The 23,420-nt window shown below is 71.7% G+C and carries 22 protein-coding genes, 1 tRNA gene and 1 pseudogene; 17 read left to right on the forward strand and 7 right to left on the reverse strand.

Features of this window, described 5'->3' with window-relative positions; all coding sequences use genetic code 11:
• Positions 1-25: 25 nt before the first annotated feature.
• Positions 26-319, forward strand: coding sequence for a small hydrophobic protein (locus tag CUT44_RS29475; RefSeq protein ID WP_100204988.1), 294 nt, complete (start codon positions 26-28; stop codon positions 317-319).
• Between the two features lie 115 nt (positions 320-434).
• Here the strand turns inward: CUT44_RS29475 and aceE are convergent, their stop codons facing one another.
• Entirely contained in the window at positions 435-3,167 is a 2,733-nt protein-coding gene (aceE, locus tag CUT44_RS29480) for a pyruvate dehydrogenase (acetyl-transferring), homodimeric type (RefSeq protein WP_100204989.1), read from the reverse strand.
• Positions 3,168-3,586: 419 nt separating this feature from the next.
• On the opposite strand from aceE, the gene CUT44_RS29485 reads away from it, so the two are divergent.
• From CUT44_RS29485 to CUT44_RS29510, 6 genes are all read left to right on the forward strand, one after another.
• A complete protein-coding gene (locus tag CUT44_RS29485; RefSeq protein WP_100204990.1) occupies positions 3,587-4,027 on the forward strand; it encodes a DUF3052 domain-containing protein in 441 nt (146 codons plus the stop codon).
• 113 nt (positions 4,028-4,140) lie between these two features.
• Positions 4,141-4,599, forward strand: a complete 459-nt coding sequence (locus CUT44_RS29490; RefSeq protein ID WP_100205282.1) for a peroxiredoxin — start codon at positions 4,141-4,143, stop codon at positions 4,597-4,599.
• Between the two features lie 105 nt (positions 4,600-4,704).
• Positions 4,705-5,280 (forward strand): TerD family protein, encoded by a 576-nt coding sequence (locus tag CUT44_RS29495; protein WP_100204991.1) that lies wholly within the window; start codon positions 4,705-4,707, stop codon positions 5,278-5,280.
• Between the two features lie 179 nt (positions 5,281-5,459).
• A complete protein-coding gene (locus CUT44_RS29500; protein ID WP_100204992.1) occupies positions 5,460-6,038 on the forward strand; it encodes a TerD family protein in 579 nt (192 codons plus the stop codon).
• Positions 6,039-6,111: 73 nt separating this feature from the next.
• Positions 6,112-7,269: a DUF475 domain-containing protein gene (locus tag CUT44_RS29505; RefSeq protein WP_100204993.1), complete on the forward strand. Its 1,158-nt coding sequence runs from the start codon at positions 6,112-6,114 to the stop codon at positions 7,267-7,269.
• Between the two features lie 135 nt (positions 7,270-7,404).
• Complete coding sequence (locus tag CUT44_RS29510; RefSeq protein ID WP_100204994.1) at positions 7,405-8,160, forward strand: Tellurium resistance; 756 nt, start codon at positions 7,405-7,407, stop codon at positions 8,158-8,160.
• A gap of 70 nt (positions 8,161-8,230) precedes the next feature.
• Here CUT44_RS29510 and CUT44_RS29515 read toward each other — a convergent pair whose 3' ends face one another.
• A complete protein-coding gene (locus CUT44_RS29515) occupies positions 8,231-9,154 on the reverse strand; it encodes a TerD family protein (protein WP_100205283.1) in 924 nt (307 codons plus the stop codon).
• Positions 9,155-9,343: 189 nt separating this feature from the next.
• On the opposite strand from CUT44_RS29515, the gene CUT44_RS29520 reads away from it, so the two are divergent.
• From CUT44_RS29520 to CUT44_RS29545, 6 genes are all read left to right on the forward strand, one after another.
• The gene (locus CUT44_RS29520; protein ID WP_100204995.1) at positions 9,344-10,504 is read left to right on the forward strand and encodes an HpcH/HpaI aldolase/citrate lyase family protein; all 1,161 of its coding nucleotides are present in this window, start codon (positions 9,344-9,346) and stop codon (positions 10,502-10,504) included.
• Entirely contained in the window at positions 10,501-13,188 is a 2,688-nt protein-coding gene (locus tag CUT44_RS29525) for a phosphoribosyltransferase (protein WP_233221751.1), read from the forward strand. The genes CUT44_RS29520 and CUT44_RS29525 overlap by 4 nt, the downstream gene beginning before the upstream one ends.
• Entirely contained in the window at positions 13,185-14,021 is an 837-nt protein-coding gene (locus tag CUT44_RS29530; RefSeq protein WP_100204996.1) for an HAD family hydrolase, read from the forward strand. Before CUT44_RS29525 ends, CUT44_RS29530 begins: the two co-directional genes overlap by 4 nt.
• Positions 14,022-14,035: 14 nt before the next feature.
• Entirely contained in the window at positions 14,036-14,707 is a 672-nt protein-coding gene (locus CUT44_RS29535; RefSeq protein WP_100204997.1) for an O-methyltransferase, read from the forward strand.
• A 130-nt stretch (positions 14,708-14,837) separates the two neighbouring features.
• Positions 14,838-15,386: a TetR/AcrR family transcriptional regulator gene (locus tag CUT44_RS29540; protein WP_100204998.1), complete on the forward strand. Its 549-nt coding sequence runs from the start codon at positions 14,838-14,840 to the stop codon at positions 15,384-15,386.
• A 125-nt stretch (positions 15,387-15,511) separates the two neighbouring features.
• Positions 15,512-17,677: an MMPL family transporter gene (locus tag CUT44_RS29545; RefSeq protein WP_100204999.1), complete on the forward strand. Its 2,166-nt coding sequence runs from the start codon at positions 15,512-15,514 to the stop codon at positions 17,675-17,677.
• Between the two features lie 96 nt (positions 17,678-17,773).
• On the opposite strand, the gene CUT44_RS29550 is transcribed toward CUT44_RS29545, so the two are convergent.
• The 3 genes from CUT44_RS29550 to CUT44_RS29560 form a co-directional block, all read right to left on the reverse strand.
• A complete protein-coding gene (locus CUT44_RS29550) occupies positions 17,774-18,001 on the reverse strand; it encodes an FmdB family zinc ribbon protein (protein ID WP_100205000.1) in 228 nt (75 codons plus the stop codon).
• Between the two features lie 65 nt (positions 18,002-18,066).
• Positions 18,067-19,326, reverse strand: a complete 1,260-nt coding sequence (locus CUT44_RS29555) for a hypothetical protein (protein ID WP_100205285.1) — start codon at positions 19,324-19,326, stop codon at positions 18,067-18,069.
• 86 nt (positions 19,327-19,412) lie between these two features.
• Positions 19,413-20,186: a DUF4097 family beta strand repeat-containing protein gene (locus CUT44_RS29560; RefSeq protein WP_100205001.1), complete on the reverse strand. Its 774-nt coding sequence runs from the start codon at positions 20,184-20,186 to the stop codon at positions 19,413-19,415.
• Positions 20,187-20,391: 205 nt separating this feature from the next.
• On the opposite strand from CUT44_RS29560, the gene CUT44_RS29565 reads away from it, so the two are divergent.
• Positions 20,392-20,466: transfer RNA gene (locus CUT44_RS29565), tRNA-Val, on the forward strand.
• A gap of 68 nt (positions 20,467-20,534) precedes the next feature.
• Here CUT44_RS29565 and CUT44_RS29570 read toward each other — a convergent pair.
• Positions 20,535-20,807: pseudogene (locus tag CUT44_RS29570) on the reverse strand (tyrosine-type recombinase/integrase); the annotation flags it as partial.
• A 115-nt stretch (positions 20,808-20,922) separates the two neighbouring features.
• Here CUT44_RS29570 and CUT44_RS33310 point away from each other — a divergent pair.
• The 3 genes from CUT44_RS33310 (at position 20,923) to CUT44_RS29580 (ending at position 22,811) form a co-directional block, all read left to right on the forward strand.
• Positions 20,923-21,063, forward strand: a complete 141-nt coding sequence (locus tag CUT44_RS33310) for a hypothetical protein (protein ID WP_158239689.1) — start codon at positions 20,923-20,925, stop codon at positions 21,061-21,063.
• Between the two features lie 161 nt (positions 21,064-21,224).
• Entirely contained in the window at positions 21,225-21,785 is a 561-nt protein-coding gene (locus CUT44_RS29575) for a cysteine hydrolase family protein (protein ID WP_100205002.1), read from the forward strand.
• 657 nt (positions 21,786-22,442) lie between these two features.
• The gene (locus CUT44_RS29580; protein WP_233221752.1) at positions 22,443-22,811 is read left to right on the forward strand and encodes a hypothetical protein; all 369 of its coding nucleotides are present in this window, start codon (positions 22,443-22,445) and stop codon (positions 22,809-22,811) included.
• Between the two features lie 82 nt (positions 22,812-22,893).
• Here the strand turns inward: CUT44_RS29580 and CUT44_RS29585 are convergent, their stop codons facing one another.
• Positions 22,894-23,358, reverse strand: a complete 465-nt coding sequence (locus tag CUT44_RS29585; protein ID WP_100205003.1) for a GNAT family N-acetyltransferase — start codon at positions 23,356-23,358, stop codon at positions 22,894-22,896.
• Positions 23,359-23,420 lie beyond the last annotated feature (62 nt).

The raw sequence follows: 23,420 nt of genomic DNA on the forward strand, positions 1-23,420 counted from the left end.
CGACTCGACGAGCCCGGGAGGGAAGATGACGGGCACGCGGTACTTCGAAGGCAAGAAGCGCGGCGGTGCGGACCTCAGCGGTGACGAACGCTCGACGTTCGGGATCATCGGTCTGGTCTGCGCGGTCGCCGGATTCTTCGTGATGGGTTTCGTCCTCGGCCCCATCGCGATGATCTGCGGCTGGCTCGCCATGGGCCGCCGCTGGATCGGGGCCCGGTCCAAGCCGGCCATGGTGGCCATCGTCCTGGGTGCGATCGACACCGTGCTCGCCCTGGTGTGGCTGGCCACCGCACCCGCTTCGTGGGGGCTGTGGCCCTGACCGTGGGCCGGTCCGGACCGGCCCACGGGGCCGGCCGGTGCCGGCGGCGGCCGAGGACGGCCGGGGCGGGGCGGGCATCTCCCCGCCCCGCCCCGGCCCGTCGTCCCGGGGTCCGTCAGGCGTCGCCGCCCGCGGAACCCGGGTCGGCGGCGGACACGTCGAGCAGCCGGTAGCGGTCGATGGCCTGCTTCAGCGCGGAGCGGTCCACCTTCCCCTCCCCGGCCAGCTCGGTGAGCACGCCCAGGACGATCGACTCGGCGTCGATGTGGAAGTAGCGCCGGGCGGCGCCGCGGGTGTCGGCGAAGCCGAAGCCGTCCGTGCCCAGCGACTGGTACCGGTTCGGCACCCAGCGGGCGATCTGGTCCGGCACCGAGCGCATCCAGTCCGAGACGGCCAGCACCGGGCCCTCGGTGCCCTGGAGCTTGCGGGTCACATACGGCACGCGCTGCTCCTCCTCCGGGCGGAGCAGGTTGTGCTTCTCGGCCTCGACGGCCTCCCGGCGCAGCTCGTTCCAGGAGGTGGCCGACCAGACGTCCGCCCGGACGTCCCACTCCTCGGCGAGGATGCGCTGGGCGTCCAGGGCCCAGGGCAGCGCCACACCGGAGGCGAGGACCTGGGCCGGGATCGACCCCGCCTCACCCTCCCGGTAGCGGTACAGACCCTTGACGATGCCCTCGGCGTCCACGTTCTCGGGCTCGGCGGGCTGCCTGATCGGCTCGTTGTAGACGGTCAGGTAGTAGAAGACGTCCTCGGCGTTCTCGCCGTACATCCGGCGCAGGCCGTCCCGCACGATGTGGGCGATCTCGAAGCCGAAGGCCGGGTCGTAGGAGACGCAGGCCGGGTTGGTCGAGGCCAGCAGCTGGGAGTGACCGTCCGCGTGCTGCAGCCCCTCGCCCGTCAGCGTGGTGCGGCCGGCGGTGGCGCCGAGGACGAAGCCGCGCGCGAGCTGGTCGGCCATCTGCCAGAACTGGTCGCCGGTCCGCTGGAAGCCGAACATCGAGTAGAAGACGTAGACCGGGATCAGCGGCTCGCCGTGGGTGGCGTAGGCCGATCCCGCGGCGATCAGTGAGGCCGTGCAGCCGGCCTCGGAGATGCCGTCGTGCAGCATCTGGCCGTTCGGGGCCTCCTTGTACGCCAGCAGCAGCTCGCGGTCCACCGACTCGTAGGTCTGGCCCAGCGGGTTGTAGATCTTGGCCGAGGGAAAGAACGAGTCCATGCCGAAGGTGCGGTACTCGTCGGGCGCGATCAGCACGAACCGCCTGCCGATCTCCTTGTCCCGCATCAGGTCCTTCAGCAGCCGCACGAAGGCCATCGTCGTGGCCACCTGCTGCTGGCCGGAGCCCTTCTTCACCGTGGCGTAGGTCTTGTCGCCCGGCAGCACCAGCGGCTTGGCGCGGACCACGCGGGTGGGCACGTAGCCGTCCAGCTCCCGCCGCCGGTCGTGCATGTACTGGATCTCCTCGGAGTCCCGCCCCGGGTGGTAGTACGGGGGTACGCCGGACTCCAGGTCCTTGTCGGAGATCGGCAGGTGCAGCCGGTCGCGGAAGCGCTTGAGGTCCTCGACCGTCAGCTTCTTCATCTGGTGGGTGGCGTTGCGGCCCTCGAAGTTCGGCCCCAGCGTCCAGCCCTTGACCGTCTGGGCCAGGATCACCGTCGGCTGGCCCTTGTGTTCCCGGGCCGCCTTGTAGGCCGCGTACACCTTGCGGTGGTCGTGGCCGCCGCGGCCCAGGTGCAGGATCTGCTCGTCGGTCATGTCCTCGACCATCCGGCGCAGCCGGTGGTCGCCACCGAAGAAGTGCTCGCGGATGTACGCGCCGGTCTCGGTGGCGTACGTCTGGAACTGGCCGTCGGGGGTGGTGTTCAGCTTGTTGACCAGCACACCGTCGCGGTCCTGTGCCAGCAGCGGGTCCCAGGAGCGGTCCCAGACCAGCTTGATCACGTTCCAGCCGGCGCCGCGGAAGTACGACTCCAGCTCCTGGATGATCTTGCCGTTGCCGCGTACCGGGCCGTCGAGCCGCTGGAGGTTGCAGTTGACGACGAAGGTCAGGTTGTCCAGGCCCTCCCGGGCGGCGATGGAGAGCTGGCCGAGTGACTCCGGCTCGTCCATCTCGCCGTCGCCGAGGAACGCCCACACGTGGCTCCTGGAGGTGTCGGCGATGCCGCGCGCCTCCATGTAGCGGTTCATCCGGGCCTGGTAGATCGCGCTGATGGGGCCCAGGCCCATGGAGACCGTCGGGAACTCCCAGAAGTCCGGCATCGACCGCGGGTGCGGGTAGCTGGACAGCCCCTCGGGGTGCTTCGACTTCTCCTGGCGGAACCCGTCGAGCTGGGGCTCGGTGAGCCGGTCGAGCAGGAAGGCGCGGGCGTAGATGCCCGGGGAGGCGTGCCCCTGGAAGAAGACCTGGTCACCGCCGTCACCGGCGTCCTTGCCGCGGAAGAAGTGGTTGAAGCCCACGTCGTACAGCGAGGCGGAGGAGGCGAAGGTGGCGATGTGGCCGCCCACCCCGATGCCCGGCCGCTGCGCCCGGGACACCATCACGGCCGCGTTCCAGCGGGTCGCGTTGAGGATCCTGCGCTCGATCTCCTCGTTGCCGGGGAAGAACGGCTCGTCCTTGGTGGCGATGGTGTTGACGTAATCCGTGCTGCGCATCTCGGGCACGGCCACCCGCTTCTCGCGGGCGCGCTCGATGAGGCGGAGCATCAGGTAGCGGGCACGTTCCCGGCCCCGCTCGTCGACGGCCGCGTCGAGCGAGTCGAGCCACTCCCCGGTCTCTTCGGGATCGAAGTCCGGGACCTGGCTGGGAAGGCCACCAATGATGATCGGGTTGCGATCGGATCCGGAAGCCACGCTGTTCCTTCGCTGTTAGGTCTTGCTCTGTCGGGGTGTCGCGCCGTCTCCCATCGTGTACCGCAGGGGCGGATACGTCATCTCTACCGAGGGGTAACACCACTCCGTGAGATGTCCGGGTGCCCGGGCCGGCGCGGCCGGGGTGTTGGCCGGCCGAACGGCAACCCTACGCCTGTCGCGCCCGTGATCCGGGTACGGCCGTTCGACCCCGTCATACCCGGCATCCAATGGGGCAAAATAGGCATACAGTTGTGTCACGCGCCACGCCGGTTGAGGCGGTGTGCGGCGACAAGTCAACGTTTGGGCGGGATCAGCGGCGGGGTACTTGCGCGATCGGTCCCGCACGTGTGGACTACGCCCAATGCTTCGCGCGTATGCGCGGGCACCGGACTTTCTCGAAAGATGACAGGAGGCAATCCGTGAGCGCGACCGCGGACCACGCGGAGGAGCGGACCAACCCTGCCGCAAGGCTGGGTTTCCAGCCCGGGCAGGTGGTCCAGGAGCTCGGCTACGACGAGGACGCCGAGCAGGCACTCCGTGAGGGAATCGAGGCCATCACGGGCCAGGAGCTCGTCGGCGACGACTACGACGACATGGCCGACGCCGTGGTCCTGTGGTTCCGCGAGGAGGACGGGGACCTGACGGACGCGCTGGTGGACGCCATCACGTTGATCGAGGACGGTGCCCCGGTCTGGCTGATGACCCCCAAGACCGGACGGCCCGGGTACGTCGAGCCGAGTGACATCGGCGAGGCGGCCCAGACCGCGGGCCTGGCCCAGACCAGCACCGTCAACGCGGGCAAGGACTGGACCGGCAGCCGGCTGGTCACCCCCAAGGCCGCCCGCACCGGCAAACGCTGATCACCGCGGCCTCGTGAGCCGCCGGGCCCCCGTACGGCACCTGCCGTACGGGGGCCCGATGCGTGGGGGTGCGTAGGGTGGGGGACGGACTTCCAGTGAGGGGGCACATGTCCATGGCGATCGAGGCGGGCGTCCGGGCTCCGGGGTTCGAGCTGCGCAACCAGCACGGTGAGACCGTGCGGCTGGCGGACTTCGAGGGCCGGCGGAACGTCCTGCTGCTCTTCTACCCCTACGCCTTCACCGGGGTGTGCACCGGCGAGCTGCGGGCCCTGCGCGACGAGCTGCCCCGCTTCGTCAACGACGACGTCCAGCTGCTGGCCGTCTCGTGCGACTCCCTGTTCTCGCTGCGGGTCTTCGCCGAGCAGGAGGGGATCGGCTTCCCGCTGCTGTCGGACTTCTGGCCCCACGGCGAGACCGCGCGGGCGTACGGCGTCCTCGACGAGGAGAAGGGCTGCCCGCTGCGCGGCACCTTCCTCATCGACCGGGCGGGAGTGGTGCGCTGGACGGTGGTCAGCGCGATGTCCGACGCGCGGGACCCGGGCGAGTACGCGAAGGCACTGGAAAGCCTGTGAGAACCCTGCCGGGGCAGGGAACCGATCACTAGGATCGACTCGTTCTTTACCGACATCCGACGATACGGGGCACACGGTGCTCCTTACGAACAACCGGGAGGACTCGTGGGAGTCAGCCTCAGCAAGGGTGGCAACGTCTCGCTGACCAAGGAGGCCCCCAACCTGACCGCCGTGATGGTGGGTCTCGGCTGGGACGCCCGCACCACTACGGGTGCGGACTTCGACCTGGACGCCAGCGCCCTGCTGACGAATGCCGAGGGGAAGGTCTCCAGCGACCAGAACTTCGTCTTCTTCAACAACCTCAAGAGCCCCGACGGCTCCGTCGAGCACACCGGCGACAACCTCACCGGTGAGGGCGAGGGCGACGACGAGGCCATCAAGGTGAACCTGGCAGGGGTGCCGGCGGACGTCACGAAGATCGTCTTTCCGGTGTCGATCTACGAGGCCGAGGCACGCCAGCAGAGCTTCGGTCAGGTGCGCAACGCCTACATCCGGGTGGTCAACCAGGCCGACGGCAACGAGCTGGCCCGCTACGACCTGAGCGAGGACGCCTCCACCGAGACCGCGATGGTCTTCGGTGAGCTGTACCGCCACGGCGCGGAGTGGAAGTTCCGGGCCATCGGCCAGGGCTACGCCTCGGGCCTGCGCGGCATCGCCCAGGACTTCGGGGTCAACGTCTGACCGATCCTCGTCCGACGTCCTCCGAGGGCCCCGCGCCCCCGGGGACGCCGTTCGCCGGCGAGCGGTTCCACCCGGTCCCGGCAGCGTCCGGCGCCGCAGACTTCCACAACCGGGAGGTGTGCGGCGCCGGGCGGTTTGATCACACTGGGCGCACCACACCGGGGAGAGGAAGCAGGATCATGGGTGTCACGCTCGCCAAGGGGGGCAACGTCTCCCTCTCGAAGGCCGCACCGAACCTGACCCAGGTCCGGATCGGTCTGGGCTGGAAGGCCCGTTCCACCACGGGTGCCGCGTTCGACCTGGACGCCAGCGCCCTGCTGTGCGCGGGCGGGCGGGTGCTCGGCGACGAGTACTTCGTCTTCTACAACAACCTCACCAGCCCCGAGGGTGCCGTCGAGCACACCGGTGACGAACTGGTCGGCGGGACGGGGGGCGACGACGACGAGACGATCATGGTGGACCTCCCCCGGGTGCCCGAGCGGGTCGACAAGGTGGTCTTCGCGGTGTCGATCTACGACGCCGACGCCCGGCGCCAGGCCTTCGGCCAGGTCACCGACGCCTACATCCGGGTGGTGAACCAGGCGGACGGCAACGAGCTGGCCCGCTACGACCTGAGCGAGGACGCCTCCTCGGAGACGGCCATGATCTTCGGAGAGCTGTACCGGTACGGCGGCGAGTGGAAGTTCCGCGCGGTGGGGCAGGGGTACGCGTCGGGTCTGCGGGGCATCGCCCTAGACTTCGGAGTCAACGTTTCGTAAAGCGGGCCCGCGGAGTGTCTTCCGCCGCCCAGGACGCGGGGGGATTCCCACGCGAGAGAAGATTGGGTAACCAGTGGTTCTGAGGACATTCGGCTGGTCCTTCGGCGTTACCGCCGCCGGGCTCGTCACCGCCTTCTTGTTCGGGGGGTGGGAGGCGTTCGCCCTTGTGGCAATCCTCTCCATCCTGGAGATCTCGCTGTCGTTCGACAACGCGGTCGTGAACGCCGGTGTGCTGAAGAAGATGAACGCCTTCTGGCAGAAGATCTTCCTCACCATCGGCATCCTGATCGCCGTCTTCGGTATGCGGCTGGTCTTCCCCATCGTGATCGTGTCCGTCTCGGCCCAGCTCGGGCCGATCGAGGCGGTCGACCTGGCGCTGAACGACCAGGAGCGCTACGAGCAGCTGGTCACCGACGCCCACCCGTCGATCGCGGCCTTCGGCGGCATGTTCCTGCTGATGATCTTCCTCAACTTCATCTTCGACCAGGACCGCGACATCCACTGGCTCAAGCCGATCGAGCGTCCGCTGGCCCGCTTCGGGCAGGTCGAAGGTCTGGCCGTGGTCATCGCCCTGATCGTCCTGCTGGTCTCGGGCAGCGTGCTGGGCACCAACGCCGTGCTCTACGAGGGCCACGCGGACGAGTCCGCCGCGGTCTATCTCGCCGGCATCGCGGGACTGCTCACCTATCTGATCGTCAACGGGCTCTCCAGCCACTTCGAGAACAAGATCGAAGAGGAGGAGGAGCAGGAGCACGAGGCGGAGGAGGCCGCCAGGCGCGCCGGCCGGGAGCCCTCGCCGGTGCTGCTCGCGGGCAAGGCGGCGTTCTTCATGTTCCTCTACCTGGAGGTCCTGGACGCGTCCTTCTCCTTCGACGGCGTCATCGGCGCCTTCGCCATCACCAACGACCCGGTCATCATCGCGCTCGGTCTGGGCATCGGCGCGATGTACGTCCGGTCCATGACCGTCTACCTGGTCCGCCAGGGCACCCTGGACGAGTACCGCTACCTGGAGCACGGCGCCCACTACGCCATCGGCGCCCTGGGAGTCCTGCTGCTCATCACCATCAGGTGGCACGTCAACGAGGTCATCACCGGCCTCATCGGTGTCGCCCTGATCGGTGCGGCCTTCCTGACGTCGGTGCGCCACAACCGCGCCGACGCCGCCGGCAGCGGCGAGGGCGGCGAGGGCGGCACCCCGGCCCAGAAGCCGGAAGTGCCCTCCGGAGTGTGACGGCGGCCCGATTGCGGAACGCTCTGTGCGGGGCGGCCACGCGGTGGAACCGCGCGGCCGCCCCGCGGCGTTGGGAACGGGGGACGGGACAGGAACGGCACAGGACGATCCGGCCGGAGCTGGGGGTGGGAAGACATGGTCTCCCTGTGGGAGAACTGGCGCGGCGGCATGCGCAGAGGTCCGAGGTTCGACACCGTCGGCGGCTCGTCGACGTACGCGACGGAGCTGACCAGACGGCACTCGACGGTCTCGCTCACCCGGCACGGCGCCGACAGCGGCCACCTGCAGATCAACCTCTCCTGGCGGGCGAGGACCTCCGACCTCACCGGCCGGTCACGGCGCGGCCGGCTGCCGCGCAATCCGCTGGAGCTGTTCAAGCCCGTACCGGTGCAGGGCCACACCCAGGGCGTGGTGACGGTGGACCTGGACCTGGCCTGCCTGTACGAGCTGACGGACGGCAGCAAGGGCGTGGTCCAGCCGCTCGGCGGGCTGCTGGGGGAGATCAACGCGCCGCCGTACGTCAAGCTCAGCGGTGACGACCGGTTCGGCGGGACGTCGGGCGAGACCATCTACGTCAACCTCGACCACAAGGACAAGATCAAGCGGCTGCTCGTCTTCGTCTACATCTACGACGGCACTCCGGCGTTCGACCGTACCCAGGCCGTGGTCACGCTGATCCCCAGCAGCGGCCCCCGCATCGAGATCGGCCTGGACGAACGGGAGCCCGACGCGCGCTCGTGCGCGGTGGTGCTGATCGAGCAGGACGGCAAGGGGCAGCTGGTGGTGCGCCGGGAGGTCCGGTACGTCTACGGCTTCCAGTCCGAGCTCGACCGGCTCTACGGCTGGGGGCTGCAGTGGGGCCGCGGTTTCAAGAAGAGCGGCCGGTCGTGATGCCCGCCCGTCCGTGTCCCCGCCCGTACCTCCGCCCGTGCTTCGGCCCGTGCTTCGGCCCGGCCACGGCCTAGCGCCCCACGAACTGCGGCCCCTGCGGAGGGAGCGTGAAACCCGGGTCGGGCTGCGGGTAGCCGTACGCGGGCCGGGGCGGCGGGCCCGGCGGCTGCGCAGGCGGCTGTACGGGCGGGGGCGGCGGTATCTGCGGGTAGCCGTACGCGGGCGGGGCCGGCGGCGGTGGGTGGCCGTGGGCGGACCGGTCGGGTATCCGGGCGGTGGCCGCCGCGGCGGGTTCGGGCCGCGGCTCGGGATGCGGCCCGGGCTCGGGTTCGGGAAGGGGGCGCGGGCCGGGACCGGGCTCCGGCGGGGGCGCCGGTACCGGGTCCGGCTCGGGGAGGTCCGGCTCCGGAGGCGGCTGCGGAACCGTCCCCGCCGGCCCTCCGGAGACGGCCGGCGAGCCCTCCTCCACCGAGATCCCGAACTCCGTCGCCAGTCCGATCAGCCCGGTGTCGTAGCCCTGTCCCAGCGCGCGGAACTTCCAGCCGTCCCCGCGCCGGTACAGCTCGCCGCAGATCAGGGCCGTCTCCGAGCCCGTCTCGGGGCGGATCTCGAACCGCGCCACCGTCTCCCCGCCGATGGTGTCCAGCAACAGCAGCACCAGGTCGCGCACGTCCGCGAAGGTGCCGCCGTCCGCCGAGGCGGTCAGCAGCACCCGGTCCACGGACGGCTCCAGTCCGGCCAGCTCCACCTCGACGGAGTCGGTCAGTCCTTCGGGCTCGCGCCTCTTGGGCAGGTGCCGGACGAGTCCGGACGGGTGGCGGGGCTGGTTGTAGAAGACGAAGTCCTCGTCGGAGCGCACCCGGCCGTCCGTGCCCACCAGCAGCGCGGAGGCGTCGACATCATGCACCCCCGTGCCCGGTGTCCAGCGCAGGACGGCGCGCACCGCCGTCGTCTGGAGCTGGATGTTCGACCCCTTCAGCATCGCGTGCGTCATGACCGCCATCCTGCCTTCCCGGGCGCACCGGGACAACGCGAGTGCCCAGGAGCGTCCGGTTTGCTCGTGGGTAATGTTTTGTTCATGTGTTCGGGCAGCGATTGAGCCGCGTTCATGCTTATTGTGCATATGACAAATGGCCGGATCTAGTTCATGACAGGCATGAGACCGGCGAGGATCGGGGGCCTTGTGCGGCATTTCGGACACCTTCCGCCGGATGTCCGGCACGAGCTGTTCCACCGGGAGCCGGCGGAGTTCTTCCCGGACTCCCCGGCCTGCCTGCTGTCGGCCGCCCTCGGCGCGACCCTCTACAGCCCGGCCACCCGCCCCCGGCTCGCCGACGACGTCCGCAAGCAGACCCGGCGCGGGGTGGTCTCGATGGTCCTCTGCCTGGAGGACTCCATAGACGACGCGGAGGTGCCCGGCGCCGAGGAGAACCTGGTCGGGCAGCTCACCGAGCTGGCCGGCTCCGGTGCCGGGGAGCTGCCGCTGCTGTTCGTCCGGGTCCGCGAACCCGCCCAGATCACCGACCTGGTCCGGCGGCTGGGTCCCGCCGCCGGGCTGCTGTCCGGCTTCGTCCTGCCGAAGTTCACCGAGGAGCGCGGCATCCCCTTCCTGGAGGCGTTCGACGCCGCCGAGGCGGACTGTGGACGTCGGTTTTTCGCCATGCCCGTGCTGGAATCCCCCGAGCTGCTCCATCTGGAGACGCGCCTGGAGGCGCTCGCCGGGATCGCCCGGACCGTCGACAAGTACCGCGAGCGCGTCCTGGCGCTCCGGCTGGGCGTCACCGACTTCTGCGCCGCCTACGGGCTGCGCCGCAGTCCCGAGATGACCGCCTACGACGTGCAGATCGTGGCCTCGGTCATCGCCGACGTGGTCAACGTGCTCGGCCGGGCCGACGGCACGGGCTTCACGGTCACGGGGCCGGTGTGGGAGTACTTCCGCCTCCAGGAGCGGATGTTCAAACCGCAGCTGCGCCGCAGCCCCTTCACCGGCCGCGCCGAGGAACTGCGCACCGCCCTGATCGCGCACGACATGGACGGGCTGCTGCGCGAGATCGAACTGGACCGGGCCAACGGGCTGCTGGGCAAGACCTGCATCCACCCCTCGCACGTCGCCCCCGTGCACGCCCTGTCCGTGGTCAGCCACGAGGAGTTCAGCGACGCCACCGACATACTGCGCCCCGAACGCGGCGGTGGCGGTGTTCTCCGCTCGGCCTACACCAACAAGATGAACGAGGTGAAGCCGCACCGCGCCTGGGCCGAGCGCACCCTGCTGCGGGCCGAGGTCTTCGGCGTCGCGCGCGAGGGCGTGGGCTTCGTCGAGCTGCTTGCGGCGGCGACCGGATGAGCGGCGACGGCGGCAGCGGCAGCGGCTACCGTGACGGACACGGCGACAGCGCCGGCGACGGCAGCGGTGAGGAGCACGGCACGGTGACACGGCAGGCGGCCAGGGACACGGGCACGACCGCGGAGACGGGCACCGGAGGGCCGGACGAGCCCGGCCACGGGCGGCGCCCGGAGGACCGGCCGGGAAACCCGCCGGCCGGCCGGCCGGAGGAGGAGTGGTCCGGGGAGTGGGTCGCCCGCCGGCTCGGCGTCCGGCTGGAGTCCGCGCCGGGCGAGGCCGACGGGCGGCTGCGCGGCCTGCTGGGCCTGGCCCTGCGGCGCAACCCCCGCCGGGCCCATCTGCTGGTCTCCCGGGTGCTGGGCAAGCACGTCCCCCAACTGCCCCGGGTCGTCCACGGCACCGGCCTCGCCCTGGGCGAGCGGGTCCGCGAGCTCCTGGGGGACGACGCCGGCCGCGCGGTCGTGCTGGGCTACGCCGAGACCGCCACCGGGCTGGGCCACAGCGTCGCCGACGGCCTGCGCACCGCGCCCTACCTGCACTCCACCCGCCGCGCCGTCCCCGGCGCGGTGCCGGTGGGAGGCTTCGAGGAGGAGCACTCCCACGCCACCTCCCATCTGCTGCTGCCCGAGGACCCGGCGCTGCTGGCCGGAAACGGCCCGCTGGTGCTGGTGGACGACGAGTTCTCCACCGGCACCACCGTCCTCAACACGATCACCGTCCTGCACCGCGCCTTCCCGCGCGAGCGGTACGTCATCGTCGCCCTGACCGACCTGCGCGGTGCGGCCGACCGCGCCCGGCTGGAGAAGTTCGCCGCCGAACTCGGCGCCCGTATCGACGTGGTGGCGCTGGCCACCGGCACCGTCCGTCTTCCCGCGGACGTGCTGGAGCGCGGCGCCGCCCTGGTCGAGGCCCACGACGGCCCGCCGCCGGCGCCCGCCGGGGAGCCCGGCGAGGTGCGCCGGGTGGAGCTGGGCTGGCCGCTCGGTCTGCCCGACGGCGGCCGGCACGGCTTCACCCCCGCCCACCGCGCCCGGCTGGAGGCCGCGCTGCCCGCGATGGCCGGCCGGCTCGCCGCCGCGCTGCCGCCGGGAGCGCGGCGGGTGCTCGTACTGGGCTGCGAGGAGCTGATGTACGCGCCGCTGCGGCTGGCCGGCGCCCTGGCCGATCTCCTCGCCGACGGCTCTGCCGACGGCACGGGCGGGCCCGGCGCCGAGGTCCGCTTCTCCACCACCACCCGCTCGCCCGTCCTGGCGGTCGACGAACCCGGCTACGCGATACGCACCCGGCTGGTCTTCCCCGCCCACGACGACCCCGCCGGTGACCCCGCCGGCGGCACGAGCCCGCGCTACGCCTACAACGTCCACAGCACCACCGGCGCCGGCTTCGACGCGGTGGTGGCCGTGGTCGACTCCGCCGGCGACACCCCCGCCCTGCACGCCCCCGACGGCCTGCCGGCCCGACTGGCCGCGCACACCGGCCGGGTGCTGCTCGCCGTGATCCCCTCCCACCGGCCGCTGCCCGCACCGCTGCGCGGCCCCGCCTTCTCCTCCTACGCGCCCGGGGAGGTCGGCTGGCTGCTCCAGGACCTCTCCGAGGTCACCCTGGAGGCGCCGACGGAGGAGCGCGAGGAGGCCATCCAGTCCGGCGGCGCCCACTACGCCGAGTCGCTGCCGGTGGAGTACCAGCCGAGCGAGGCGTACCAGAAGCTGTTCCACCAGGCGCTGGAGGCCTCCGCGGCCCGGATCGCCCGCGCGGTCGGCACCGTCACCGACACCCTGCTCGCCGAGCGCGGACGGCACGGCGGCGGCGCTGGTGGCGGTGGCGGTGGCGGTGGCATCGTGCTGGCCTCCCTGGCGCGCGCCGGGACGCCGGTCGGGGTGCTGATGCGCCGCTGGGCGCGGCAGGTCCACGGCCTGGAACTGCCGCACTACGCGGTCTCCATCGTCCGCGGCCGCGGCATCGACACCACCGCCCTGCGCTGGCTGGCCGCCCACCACGACCCGGCCGACGTGGTCTTCGTCGACGGCTGGACCGGCAAGGGCGCCATCACCCGCGAGCTCGCCGACGCCCTGCGCCCCTTCCCCGGCTTCGACCCCGAGCTCGCGGTCCTGGCCGACCCCGGCGGCTGTGTGCGCACCTACGGCACCCGCGAGGACTTCCTCATCCCCTCGGCCTGTCTGAACTCCACCGTCTCCGGACTGGTCTCGCGCACCGTGCTCCGCGCCGACCTCGTCGGGCCGGACGACTTCCACGGCGCGAAGTTCTACCGCGAGCTGGCCGCCTCCGACGTCTCCGGGCTCTTCCTCGACACCGTCGCCGCCCGCTTCGACGAGGTGCGCGAGCCGGTCGCCGCCGACGTCCGCGCACTGCTCGCCGCCGACCGCGCCCCCACCTGGGCGGGCCGGCGGGCGGTGGAGCGCATCAGCGAGGAGTACGGCATCGGCGACGTCAACCTGGTCAAGCCCGGAGTCGGCGAGACCACCCGGGTGATGCTGCGCCGGGTGCCCTGGCGAGTGCTGGCCCGGCGCGGCGCGGGCGCCGACCTGGACCACATCCGGCTGCTCGCCGAACAGCGCGGCGTACCCGTCGAGGAGGTCGACGGCCTGCCGTACTCCTGTGTCGGCCTGATCCACCCCCGCTACACGCGCGGCGCGACCGGCGCCGACGGAAAGGCCGCGCGATGAACTCGCACGCACCCGCCCCCGCCGCACCGGTGCTGATGGCCAGCGACCTGGACCGCACCCTGATCTACTCCGCCGCCTCCCTCGGCCTGGCGATGCCGGACGCCGAGGCGCCGCGGCTGCTGTGCGTGGAGGTCTACCAGTCCGGACCGCTGTCCTACCTCACCGAGACCGCCGCCGCGCTGCTGGCCGAGCTGGCCGGGCGGTCCGTCCTCGTCCCCACCACCACCCGCACCCGCGAGCAGTACGGCCGCATCCGCCTGCCCGGCCCGCCCCCGCGGTACGCGATCTGCGCCAACGGCGGCCATCTGCTGGTGGACGGCGAGTCCGACCCCGGCTGGCACGCCCGGGTGCGCCGCGCCCTGGACGCCGACTGCGCCTCCCTGGCGGAGGTCCGCGCCCGGCTGACCGCCACCGCCGACCCGGCCTGGCTGCTGAAGGAGCGCGTCGCCGAGGACCTGTTCGCCTACCTCGTCGTCGACCGCGCCGAACTGCCCGAGGCCTGGGTCAAGGAACTGGCGGACTGGGCCGGGCCGCGCGGCTGGACGGTCTCCCTCCAGGGCCGCAAGATCTACGCCGTGCCCCGGCCGCTCACCAAGAGCGCCGCCGTCGCCGAGGTCGCCCGCCGCACCGGTGCCGGGCACGTACTGGCCGCCGGGGACTCCCTCCTGGACGCCGATCTGCTGCTCGCCGCCGACACCGGCTGGCGCCCCGGTCACGGGGAGCTGGCCGAACTGGGCTGGAGCGCCCCGCACATCACCGCCCTGCCCGAGCGCGGGGTGGCCGCCGGCGAGCGGATCCTGCGGGAGGCGCTGCTGCACACCGGCCGGGGCTGAGTGAGGATGCCGGTATGACGACACCGGCACCACGTGACAAGCGTCCGCCCCAGACTCCCGAGCTGTACCAGTACGTCCTGGACCACAACCCGCCGCTCCACCCCGTGCTGAGCGAACTGGTGGAGACCACCCACGCCCGCTTCCCCGAGCGGGCCGGCCTGCAGTCCGCCCGGGAGCAGGGGCCGCTGCTGGCCTTCCTGATACGGCTGACCGGCGCCCGCCGGGTGGTGGAGGTCGGCACCTTCACCGGCTTCTCGGCCCTGGCGATGGCCCTGGCGCTGCCGCCGGACGGGAAGCTGATCGCCTGCGACGTCTCCGAGGAGTGGACGGCCCTCGCCCGCGAGGCGTGGGAGAAGGCGGGGGTCGCCGACCGCGTCGACCTGCGTATCGCCCCCGCCGTCGAGACGCTGCGCGCCCTGCCCGCCGCACCGGAGCTCGACCTGGTCTACCTCGACGCGGACAAGGGCGGCTACGTCGACTACTGGGAGGAGGTCGTGCCGCGGCTGCGCCCCGGCGGGCTCGTCGTCGCGGACAACGTCCTCCTCCACGGCGAGGTCACCGACCCGGACGCCACCGGCGCCGCCGCCGCGATCCGCGCCTTCAACGAGCATGTCGCCGCCGACCGGCGGACCGAGGCGGTCATGCTGACGGTCGCCGACGGCCTGACGATCGCCCGCCGGCTCTGACGCGGCCGGACGTGCTTCCGCACCGTCGCCGGCGTCCGCCCCGGTGCCGGAGAGCGGTGTGAGGCAGGACACAGCACCCTGACTGTCCGATCGGTCAGGACTGACCGATCGGACAGTTAGGCTGGAGCGCATGGCACGCTCCGCTTCCGCGCTGCGCGGACAGATTCTGGAGGCAGCCCTCGACCTGTTCGCCGCCGGCGGCTACCGGGGCACCTCCCTGCACGACATCGCCGTCCGGGTGGGCTGCTCCAAGGCGTCCCTGCTCTACCACTTCACCAGCAAGGACGCGATCCTCACCGAGCTGCTGGCCCCGGCCGGCGAGGCGCTGGCCGCGCTGGACGCCGAACTGGACGGTCTGCCGGACGACCGGGCGGTGACGGCCGCCGTCACCGGATACGTCGACCTCGCCCTGCGCTTCCGGCGCGAGGTCAAGGTCCTCTTCCAGGACGTCAACGAGACGACCGCCCATCCGGCCCTGGCATGCGTCCCCGAGCTGGCCGACCGGCTGACGGCCACCCTGGCCGGCCGCTCGACGGAGCCGAAAAGGCTGGTCACCGCCTACATGGTCCTCGGTGCGGTCTTCGTGACCTGCGCCAGCGACGTGGACGTGCCGGCCGACACACTGCGCGAGGAACTGATCCGCGGCGCGCTGCGGACCCTCGGCGGCCCCTCCCGCTGACCCCTCCGCCGGCCCTTCTGCCGAGCCCCGCCCCGGCGGCCCGCCGCGGGCCCCGCCGGACTCCCGCCGGGCTCACCGCCAACCGCCCCGCACATCCGCCGAATCCGAGGAGAGACCCTTCCGTCATGGCGACCCTGCTCTACCGGCTCGGCCGGTTCTCCTTCCGACGGCGGCGGCACGTCGCCGCCGCCTGGCTGCTCCTGCTCGCCCTGCTGGGCGGTGCGGCCGCCGCCTTCATGGGCACCACCACCGACAAGTTCTCGATGCCCGGCACCGAGTCCCAGCAGGCGCTGGACTCGCTGAAGCGGGAGTTCCCGCAGGCCAGCGGCGTCACCGGCACCATCGTCATCGCCGCGCCGGAGGGGGAGGAGCTCACCCCGGCCAAGGTCGCGCCGGTGGTGGCCGAGGCCGCGGACATACCCGGGGTCGTCGCCGCCGTCGATCCCTTCCAGGCCCGTTCCGTCTCCCAGGACGGCCGCTACGCCCTCGTCCAGGTCCAGTTCGGCAGCCCCGCCGAGGACATCACCGACGCCCAGCGGGAGGCGTACGAGGAGGCCGGCGCGTCGGCCGACGGGCTGCGGGTCGAGCACGGCGGCGAGATCATGACCAGCAAGGTGGAGGTCGGCTCCACCGAGGCGCTCGGTGTGCTGGTCGCCGCGGTGGTCCTCGTCATCACCCTCGGCTCCCTGGTGGCCGCCGGCATGACCATGCTCAACGCGCTGATCGGCGTCGCGGCGGGCATGGCCGGGCTGTTCGCCCTCAGCGGCGTCATGGAACTGACCTCCACCGCCCCCATCCTGGCGCTGATGCTGGGCCTGGCCGTCGGCATCGACTACTCGCTGTTCATCACCTCCCGCTACCGCCAGTTCCTCGCCGGGGGCATGGCCGCCGACGAGGCGGTCGGCCGGGCGACCGGGACCGCCGGCTCGGCCGTCGTCTTCGCCGGCGCCACCGTCGTCATCGCCCTGGCCGGGCTGTCGGTGGTCGGCATCCCCTTCCTGGGCATCATGGGCCTGGCCGCGGCGGGTACCGTCGCCCTCGCCGTGCTGGTGGCCCTCACCCTGCTGCCCGCCTTCCTGGGCTTCATCGGCGAGAAGGTCCTGCACCGCAGGCACCGCACCGGGCACCAGGACGTGTACGAGGCGCCCGAGGGAAGCACCTTCGGCTTCCGCTGGGGCCGGCTCGTCACCCGGCTGCGCGTCCCCGTCCTGCTGCTCGGCATCGTGGGCCTGGGCGCCCTCACCCTGCCCGCCCAGGACATGCGCCTGGCGCTGCCCGACGCCGGCACCGCGGCCGCCGGCTCCCCGGAGCGCGAGGCCTACGACCTGACCACCGAGGGCTTCGGGCCGGGCTTCAACGGCCGGCTGCTGGCCGTGGTCTCCGGCGACGACGCCCGGGCCACCGGCGCGGCCGCCGAACAGGCCGCGAAGCTGATCCAGGGCACCGACGGCGTCCTCGCCGTGTCCCCGCCGCAGCTCAACGAGCAGGGCACCACCGCGCTGCTGACCGTCATCCCCGAGACCGGCCCCACGGACGTCGCCACCGAGAAGGCCGTCGAGGACATCCGCGACCGGGTGGCCGGCGTGAAGGGCGCGGAGGTCGCCCTGACCGGTGTCACGGCACTGGGCATCGACGTCTCCGAGAAGCTCGCCGACGCCATGCCGGTCTACCTGCTGCTGGTGGTCGGCCTGTCGATCCTGCTGCTGATGCTGGTCTTCCGCTCCGTCCTGGTGCCCCTCAAGGCCGCCCTGGGCTTCCTGCTCACCATCGGCGCCACCTTCGGCATCACCGTGCTCATCTTCCAGGAGGGCCACCTGGCCCATCTGGTGGGCGTGGACGTACCCGGACCGCTGGTGAGCTTCCTGCCGATCCTGCTGATCGGCATCCTGTTCGGCCTGGCCATGGACTACGAGGTGTTCCTCGTCTCCCGGATGCGGGAGGACTTCGTCCACGGCGACACCGCGCAGCAGGCCACGGTCAACGGGGTCGGGCACAACGCCCGGGTGGTCACCGCCGCCGCGCTGATCATGACGTCCGTGTTCGGCGGGTTCGTGCTGATGGACGACCCGATCATCAAGTCCATCGGGTTCGCCCTGGCCATCGGCGTGCTCATCGACGCCTTCGTCGTCCGCATGACCCTGGTGCCGGCCGTGATGTCCCTGCTCGGCCGCGCCGCCTGGAAGCTGCCCCGCCCCGTCGACCGGATCCTGCCCAACCTCGACATCGAGGGCGAGAGCCTGCGGGACCGGCCCGCCGAGGAGCAGCCGGAGAAGGCGTCCGCCGGGGTCTGACCCCTCCTGGGAACACACGGACGCCGCGGTGCCGGGCTCCTCACCCCGCACCGCGGCGTCCGTACGCGTACCGGTGGGCCGTGCCCCGGCGGGCGGTCAGCCGCAGCAGCCGCCCCCGCAGCAGCCCCCGCCGCCACCGGGCGCGGGAGCGGGCGTGGGAGCGGCCCCACGGGCCGCCGTACCGCCGACGGCCACCGTGGACAGCAGCTTCACCGTGTCGCCGTGGCCGTCGGGACAGCTCGCGGGCGCGCCGGACTCGGCCATCGGGCGGTTGACCTCGAACGTGGTGCCGCAGGAGCGGCAGCGGAACTCATAGCGGGGCATGGGAGCAGCATAACCACGGGCCGGAGCCGCCGGCCGGTGCTGTGCGGCGGCTACGGACCTCCGGCTCAGGCACCCGCGGCGCGCGCCTGCCGGATGTCGCGCACCACCTGCGCCACCGTCTCGCGGATCGCGTCCAGCTCCACCACGAAGTGCCACCAGTCCGGATGCCGGCCGGTCAGCCCCGCCACCGCCCGGTCCAGCCGCTCCACCGCGTTGTCCAGCGGACCCGCGTGCCGGGGATCGGGATGACTGCGCCCGGCCATCGCCAGCCGCTGGGCGTCGCGGATGGCGAAGCGCACCCTCTCCACCTCACCGCTGTGGTCGAAGGAGACCTCGTCCAGCCGCCGCAGCCGGTCACCGGCGGCCGCGACCGCCTCGTCGGCGTCGTTCAGCAGCGCCCGCACCGTCGACAGCAGCGCGGTGGCGTCCGCCCACCGCTGCTCCTGACGCGCCCCGCGCGCCTCGGCCAGCTTCTCCTCCGCCTGCCGCACCGCGCGCACCGCCTGCTCGGGAACGTGCTGCAGATCCTCCCAGCACGCCACCGTGAACCGCCGCCGCAGCTCGCTGAGCACCGGCTCCACCTGCCCCGCCCGGTTGTGCAGCGCCTCGGCACGGGTGCGCAGGGAGCTGAGCCGCCGGTCGATCTCCGCGGCCCGCTCCGGCAGCCGCTCGGCCTCCTCGCGCACCGTCTCCGCCTCGCGCAGCACCCGGTCGGCCCGCTGCACGGTCTCCCGCACCCCGTGGCGGCCGGCACCCTCGTTGAGCCTGGTCAGCTCGGGGGAGAGGGCCGCCAGCCGGGCCGCCAGGTCGTCCGCCCGCAGCCCGGTGGCCCGTACGGCGTCCAGCGCGTTCGCCGCGGCCAGCAACGCCTGCCGGGCCCGCTCCACGGCGGGCGCCAGCCGGGCCAGCTGGGTCTCGGCCTTCTCCAGCAGCGGCCCGAGCCCGCGTCCGAACCGCTCCAGGTCCTTCCGGGTGCGCTCCAGATCGTCCCGGGCCCTGGTCAGGAGCTGCCGGGCGCGGTCGGCGGTGCCGGCGTCCAGATCGTCCCGGTCCAGATCGTGGGTGTCCACGGCGGTGATGTACTCGTGGCTGGCCTGGTCGATGCGCCTGCCGAACTCGGTGAACTCCGTGACGGCCCGGCGGGCGGCGGGGGAGTCGTCGACGGCGGCCAGGGTCTCGATGGAGATGCGCAGATCGCGCTGCGCGGTGTCCAGCTCGTAGAACGCGGCGGCCGCCGCGTCCTTGGCGGCCTGGGCCTCCGCACGCAGGCTCTCGGCACGACCGCCGCCTCCCCAGCCCCAGCGGCGTGTGCCGCCGCCGCTCATCGCCGCCACGTGTGTCCTCTCCCGCGTACGTGCTCGCCGGCCCGGTTGTCATTCTCCCACCCGGCACCGGGGAACACACGGGGCGATCAGTTCACGTTCCGTACCGTGACGTCCCCGTTGTCACTGTGGGCGCTGACGGTACGCTTCCCGGCCCGCTCCCGGTCCACCGCCACTTCCGTGTCCCCGTCGCCGGACGTGGCGTCCACCCGGTACGCGGCCCGGGGCAGCTCGACGGTGACGTTCCCGTTGTCACTGCGTGCCTCCACCCGGTCCGGCACCCGGGCCAGGGCCAGCTCGATCCCGCCGTTGTCGGTCTTCGCGGACACCCGGCGGGAACCGACGCCGGTGGCCTTCACGGAGCCGTTGTCGCTGCGGAGCTCCAGCGGCCCGGAGGAGTCCCGGACCCGGACGTCACCGTTGTCGGAGACGACGCCCAGCGCCCCGCGGAACCCACGTGCGGTGACGTCCCCGTTGTCGTTCCCGATCTTCAGCGCCAGCCCTTCCGGCAGCTCGACCCGGTGCCGGATGTCGCAGTTCGCGGGCCCCTCGCAGTCCGTCCGCAGGGTGAGGGTGCCGTCCTTGAGCGACCACTTCGCGCCCGTGCTGCCGCCGTAGGCGTAGCCCGCGAACCAGCGGGTGACCTTCACGTCGGCGCGGTCGGCGGCGACCAGCTCCAGATCGCCGTCCGCGTCGATGACCAGCGGTTCGTCCGTACCCCCTTGCTTCTCCAGGGCGAAAGTCCGGTGCTCGGGCTCGGCGTCCCCGGCGTCCGCGCAGCCGGCCGCCGCGGCGGTGACGGCGGCCGCGAGGACGACGGCGACCAGGACGCGTACGGCGCTGCGGCGGGCTTCGGTGGTCATGGGGTTCTCCGTATCGGTTCGGAAGGGCGGCGGACACGGGCTCCGTGCACCCTTTGACCGTATGGACCACCGCCCCCTCCCCGGCATCCCGCCGACCACCGGATCCGGGGTGGGGCCAGCCCCCCTCCCGGGCCCCCACCCGCCCCACCGCCCCGCGCGGTTTGCGGCGGGGGGCGCGCGGCAGGGTACGCTGTGAGCCGTCCCCGGGCGCATAGCTCAGCGGTAGAGCGCTGCCCTTACAAGGCAGATGTCGGCGGTTCGAACCCGTCTGCGCCCACCAGGGAAAAGCCCCCCGGCCGAACGAGGCCGGGGGGCTTTGACATCACCATCTGACATCAACGGCGGCGGTCAGCCGTGGTCGGGCCGTCTCCGAAGCAGCCGGTCCATGTGGCTCACCGCCTCGCGTTGGGTGTCCTGGACGACGTGCGCGTACGTGTTCATGGTGATCGCTATTTGGCTGTGCCCCAGGATCTCCATGACGACGCGGGGAGCCACCCCGGCGGCGGTCAGCAGCGTCGCGCAGCCGTGCCGGGCATCGTGCAGCCGGATCACCCGGAGGTCGGCGTTCTTCGCGACGCGGGTGAAGGACCCACCCCGGCGAGGAGTCCACCCACGGCCGGTGACTGGCCATCGTCACCCACCTCGCGGCAGCACTGGAGATCCACCACGACACCGGCGGCCACACCGTGACCGCCACCCTCCCCGCACCACTCCCAGCCGCACGAGAAACCCAACCGTGCTGAGCACCCGCGCCTACTGGTGCGAGGTGATCGCCCGTACCCCCGACGACGGCCGAACCTTCTGGCTCGCCACCCACCACACCAGCTCACCCCGCCTCGCCCTGCGCTGGCCACCAGTGCGCTGCCGTCTTCGGTGAAAGCCGCGCAGGGCAACGTCATTGACCATGCGTCGCACGAACTGCCGGTTGAGCGCCTGTGCCCGTCTTATCCTGCCTAACAGACGCACCGCCAGCCTGCCCGAGGGCGCGGAGAACCCGGCCCATTTCAACGCCGAACTGACTTCATTACCGGAGACGACATGAGCAGCGCCCTTCTCGTGATGGACGTCCAACAGGCCATCGTGGACATCGCCGACGACGGTTCCGGGTACTTGCCACGCCTGCGCAGGGCGATCGACGGAGCCCGGGCGGCTGACCTCCCCGTGATCTACGTGGTCATCGCGTTACGTCCCGGCTTCCCGGAAGTCGGCACGCGCAACAGGGCTCTCACTGCCATCGCACGGGCCGGCCTCTGTGTCGAGGGCGCCCCCGGCACCGAGATCCGCCCCGAGGTGGCGCCCCGGCCGGGCGACGTGGTGGTCACCAAGAGACGAGCGAGCGCGTTCTCGGGCAGCGATCTCGACGTAGTGCTGAGGGCACGCGGTATCGAGAGCCTCGTGCTCACCGGCATCGCCACCAGCGCTGTGGTGCTGTCCACCCTATGCCACGCGAACGACCTGGACTTCGGTCTCACCGTCCTCTCCGACGCCTGTCTGGACACCGTCCCAGAGGTGCACCGGATCCTCATCGAGCGACTGTTCCCGCAGTGGGCGGATGTCTTCACCGTCGACGACTGGCTCAAGACGATCGCGTCTCAATAGCGGCACACCAGGTGGACGACAATATGGGCGGTTGGCTCCGGCGCCTGCCTTTCTTCGCGAGGCGGCAGCTGTCGTCGGCTGTAGGCCAGTTCCTCTCTTCCTCCAGGCAGGATCTGGACGCCCAGTCCGGTACTGGTGAACCTTCCCTCTGACATCAACAACACCGGACGGGGATGTACACCAGCGACTCTGTGGGACCGCCTTACCAGTCAGTCGATGGCAGCAGCCGCGGCGGACCCGGATCGAACTTACAAGGCAGATGTCGGCGGTTCGAACTCGTCTGCGCCCATCCCGGCACCAGTGTCGATGCGGTCAAAGCCCGAGGGGAGGATCCTCTCTCCTCGGGCTTTCGTGTTCGCGTGGCCACGAGAGCAATGGCGTGAGTTCGAGGTGGGTGCTCGTCTCCCACCCCGGGCCGACGGCGGCCCGCGGACAGCAGGGCACACCGGGACCACGCCACCTGGTCGTCCGGGCAGGAAGTTTCGAGGCGATCCTGGAGTGGTCGGAAACGCGGACATCACGCCACACAGCCTGTGCCCCGTCTGGTATGGGAATGTGCCTGGGGCGTGCGAGCTGGGTACCGGGCAAGCGCGGTTGCAGAGCTTCCGCTGCATGCCGGGAGCGGCCACTGTCAGTGTCTTCCGGCATGCTCTGCCCATGCTGACTGCGACTGACGGCCGGGGCCATGTGGTGAACCGCCCCTCCAAGCCGGCGATAGCCACGATGCTAGCCAGCCTGTGTCGAGGCAACGGCCACATGATCCTCGACTGGCAGGACGAAGACCGCGAAGGCGACTGGTACATCCAAGTGCTGCTCCGCGACAACAACACCTACCAACTGGAGTACCGGAACGGTGTCGCCGCGGAGCACTACCAGACGCTGACCGTCTCACAGGAGAAGGTTCTCCGGGCGCTCCTCGGCTGGGCGGCCGGAAATCCGGAGTGGCGGGACGGCTTCATATGGAACAACATCAGTGTCGTGTTCGAGCCATCCGTCACCGAAGCCGCGAGCCGGCCCGCTGTTTAGCGCTGCGCTCTTGCGGACCGTGCGCTTACCGGGCTTGGACTAAGGGCCGCGGGCAGGCCGGGAGCCGGGGTGAGTGGTGGGCTCAGGCCGGGCTCTTGTCGAGCACCAGCATGATGTGCTCGTGATCGCCGTACCGGACCGTCTCGGTACGCCGGAAGCCGTGTTTCTCCAGCAGCCGCACCGAGCCGGTGTTCCCGATGAAGGGATCGGCGTACAGGGGACGGGTCCCCTCCCGCTCCAGGAACAGCGCCAGCGCCCGCGTACCGACGCCCCGGCCCCAGTACCGCCTGCCGAGCCAGTACCCGATGAAGCGCCGCTCCTCGTCCCACCACGCCACCACGTTGCCCGCCAGTTCTCCGTCGACGGTGACGGCCTGCACGAGGACGGTGGGATCACCGAGCACCCTCGTCGTCCAGTGGGCCATGAAGGCTTCCCGTTCCCGGGGCGGGAACTTCGATCGCCGCACGGCCTCGGGATCGTGCTCCTGCGCGAAGAACTCCTCCAGATCGGCCGATCCGACGTCTCTCAAACACACCTCATCACTCATGCCGACGAGTCTGCCGCCAACCACTGACACTCCCGGGAGGCCAACGGCCCGGGTTGCCTGTG

The organism is Streptomyces carminius, assembly GCF_002794255.1.
GTDB lineage: Bacteria > Actinomycetota > Actinomycetes > Streptomycetales > Streptomycetaceae > Streptomyces > Streptomyces carminius.

Bases quoted from the DNA above. Each gene is read 5' to 3' on its own strand.
- CUT44_RS29475 (WP_100204988.1), top strand. From the start codon at position 26: ATGACGGGCACGCGGTACTTCGAAGGCAAGAAGCGCGGCGGTGCGGAC.
- CUT44_RS29585 (WP_100205003.1), bottom strand. From the start codon at position 23,358: ATGAGTGATGAGGTGTGTTTGAGAGACGTCGGATCGGCCGATCTGGAG.
- CUT44_RS29540 (WP_100204998.1), top strand. From the start codon at position 14,838: ATGGCACGCTCCGCTTCCGCGCTGCGCGGACAGATTCTGGAGGCAGCC.
- CUT44_RS29530 (WP_100204996.1), top strand. From the start codon at position 13,185: ATGAACTCGCACGCACCCGCCCCCGCCGCACCGGTGCTGATGGCCAGC.
- CUT44_RS29515 (WP_100205283.1), bottom strand. From the start codon at position 9,154: ATGACGCACGCGATGCTGAAGGGGTCGAACATCCAGCTCCAGACGACG.
- CUT44_RS29575 (WP_100205002.1), top strand. From the start codon at position 21,225: ATGAGCAGCGCCCTTCTCGTGATGGACGTCCAACAGGCCATCGTGGAC.
- CUT44_RS29560 (WP_100205001.1), bottom strand. From the start codon at position 20,186: ATGACCACCGAAGCCCGCCGCAGCGCCGTACGCGTCCTGGTCGCCGTC.
- CUT44_RS29510 (WP_100204994.1), top strand. From the start codon at position 7,405: ATGGTCTCCCTGTGGGAGAACTGGCGCGGCGGCATGCGCAGAGGTCCG.
- CUT44_RS29535 (WP_100204997.1), top strand. From the start codon at position 14,036: ATGACGACACCGGCACCACGTGACAAGCGTCCGCCCCAGACTCCCGAG.
- CUT44_RS29555 (WP_100205285.1), bottom strand. From the start codon at position 19,326: ATGAGCGGCGGCGGCACACGCCGCTGGGGCTGGGGAGGCGGCGGTCGT.
- CUT44_RS29500 (WP_100204992.1), top strand. From the start codon at position 5,460: ATGGGTGTCACGCTCGCCAAGGGGGGCAACGTCTCCCTCTCGAAGGCC.
- CUT44_RS29490 (WP_100205282.1), top strand. From the start codon at position 4,141: ATGGCGATCGAGGCGGGCGTCCGGGCTCCGGGGTTCGAGCTGCGCAAC.
- CUT44_RS29580 (WP_233221752.1), top strand. From the start codon at position 22,443: ATGCTGACTGCGACTGACGGCCGGGGCCATGTGGTGAACCGCCCCTCC.
- CUT44_RS29545 (WP_100204999.1), top strand. From the start codon at position 15,512: ATGGCGACCCTGCTCTACCGGCTCGGCCGGTTCTCCTTCCGACGGCGG.
- CUT44_RS29525 (WP_233221751.1), top strand. From the start codon at position 10,501: ATGAGCGGCGACGGCGGCAGCGGCAGCGGCTACCGTGACGGACACGGC.
- CUT44_RS29550 (WP_100205000.1), bottom strand. From the start codon at position 18,001: ATGCCCCGCTATGAGTTCCGCTGCCGCTCCTGCGGCACCACGTTCGAG.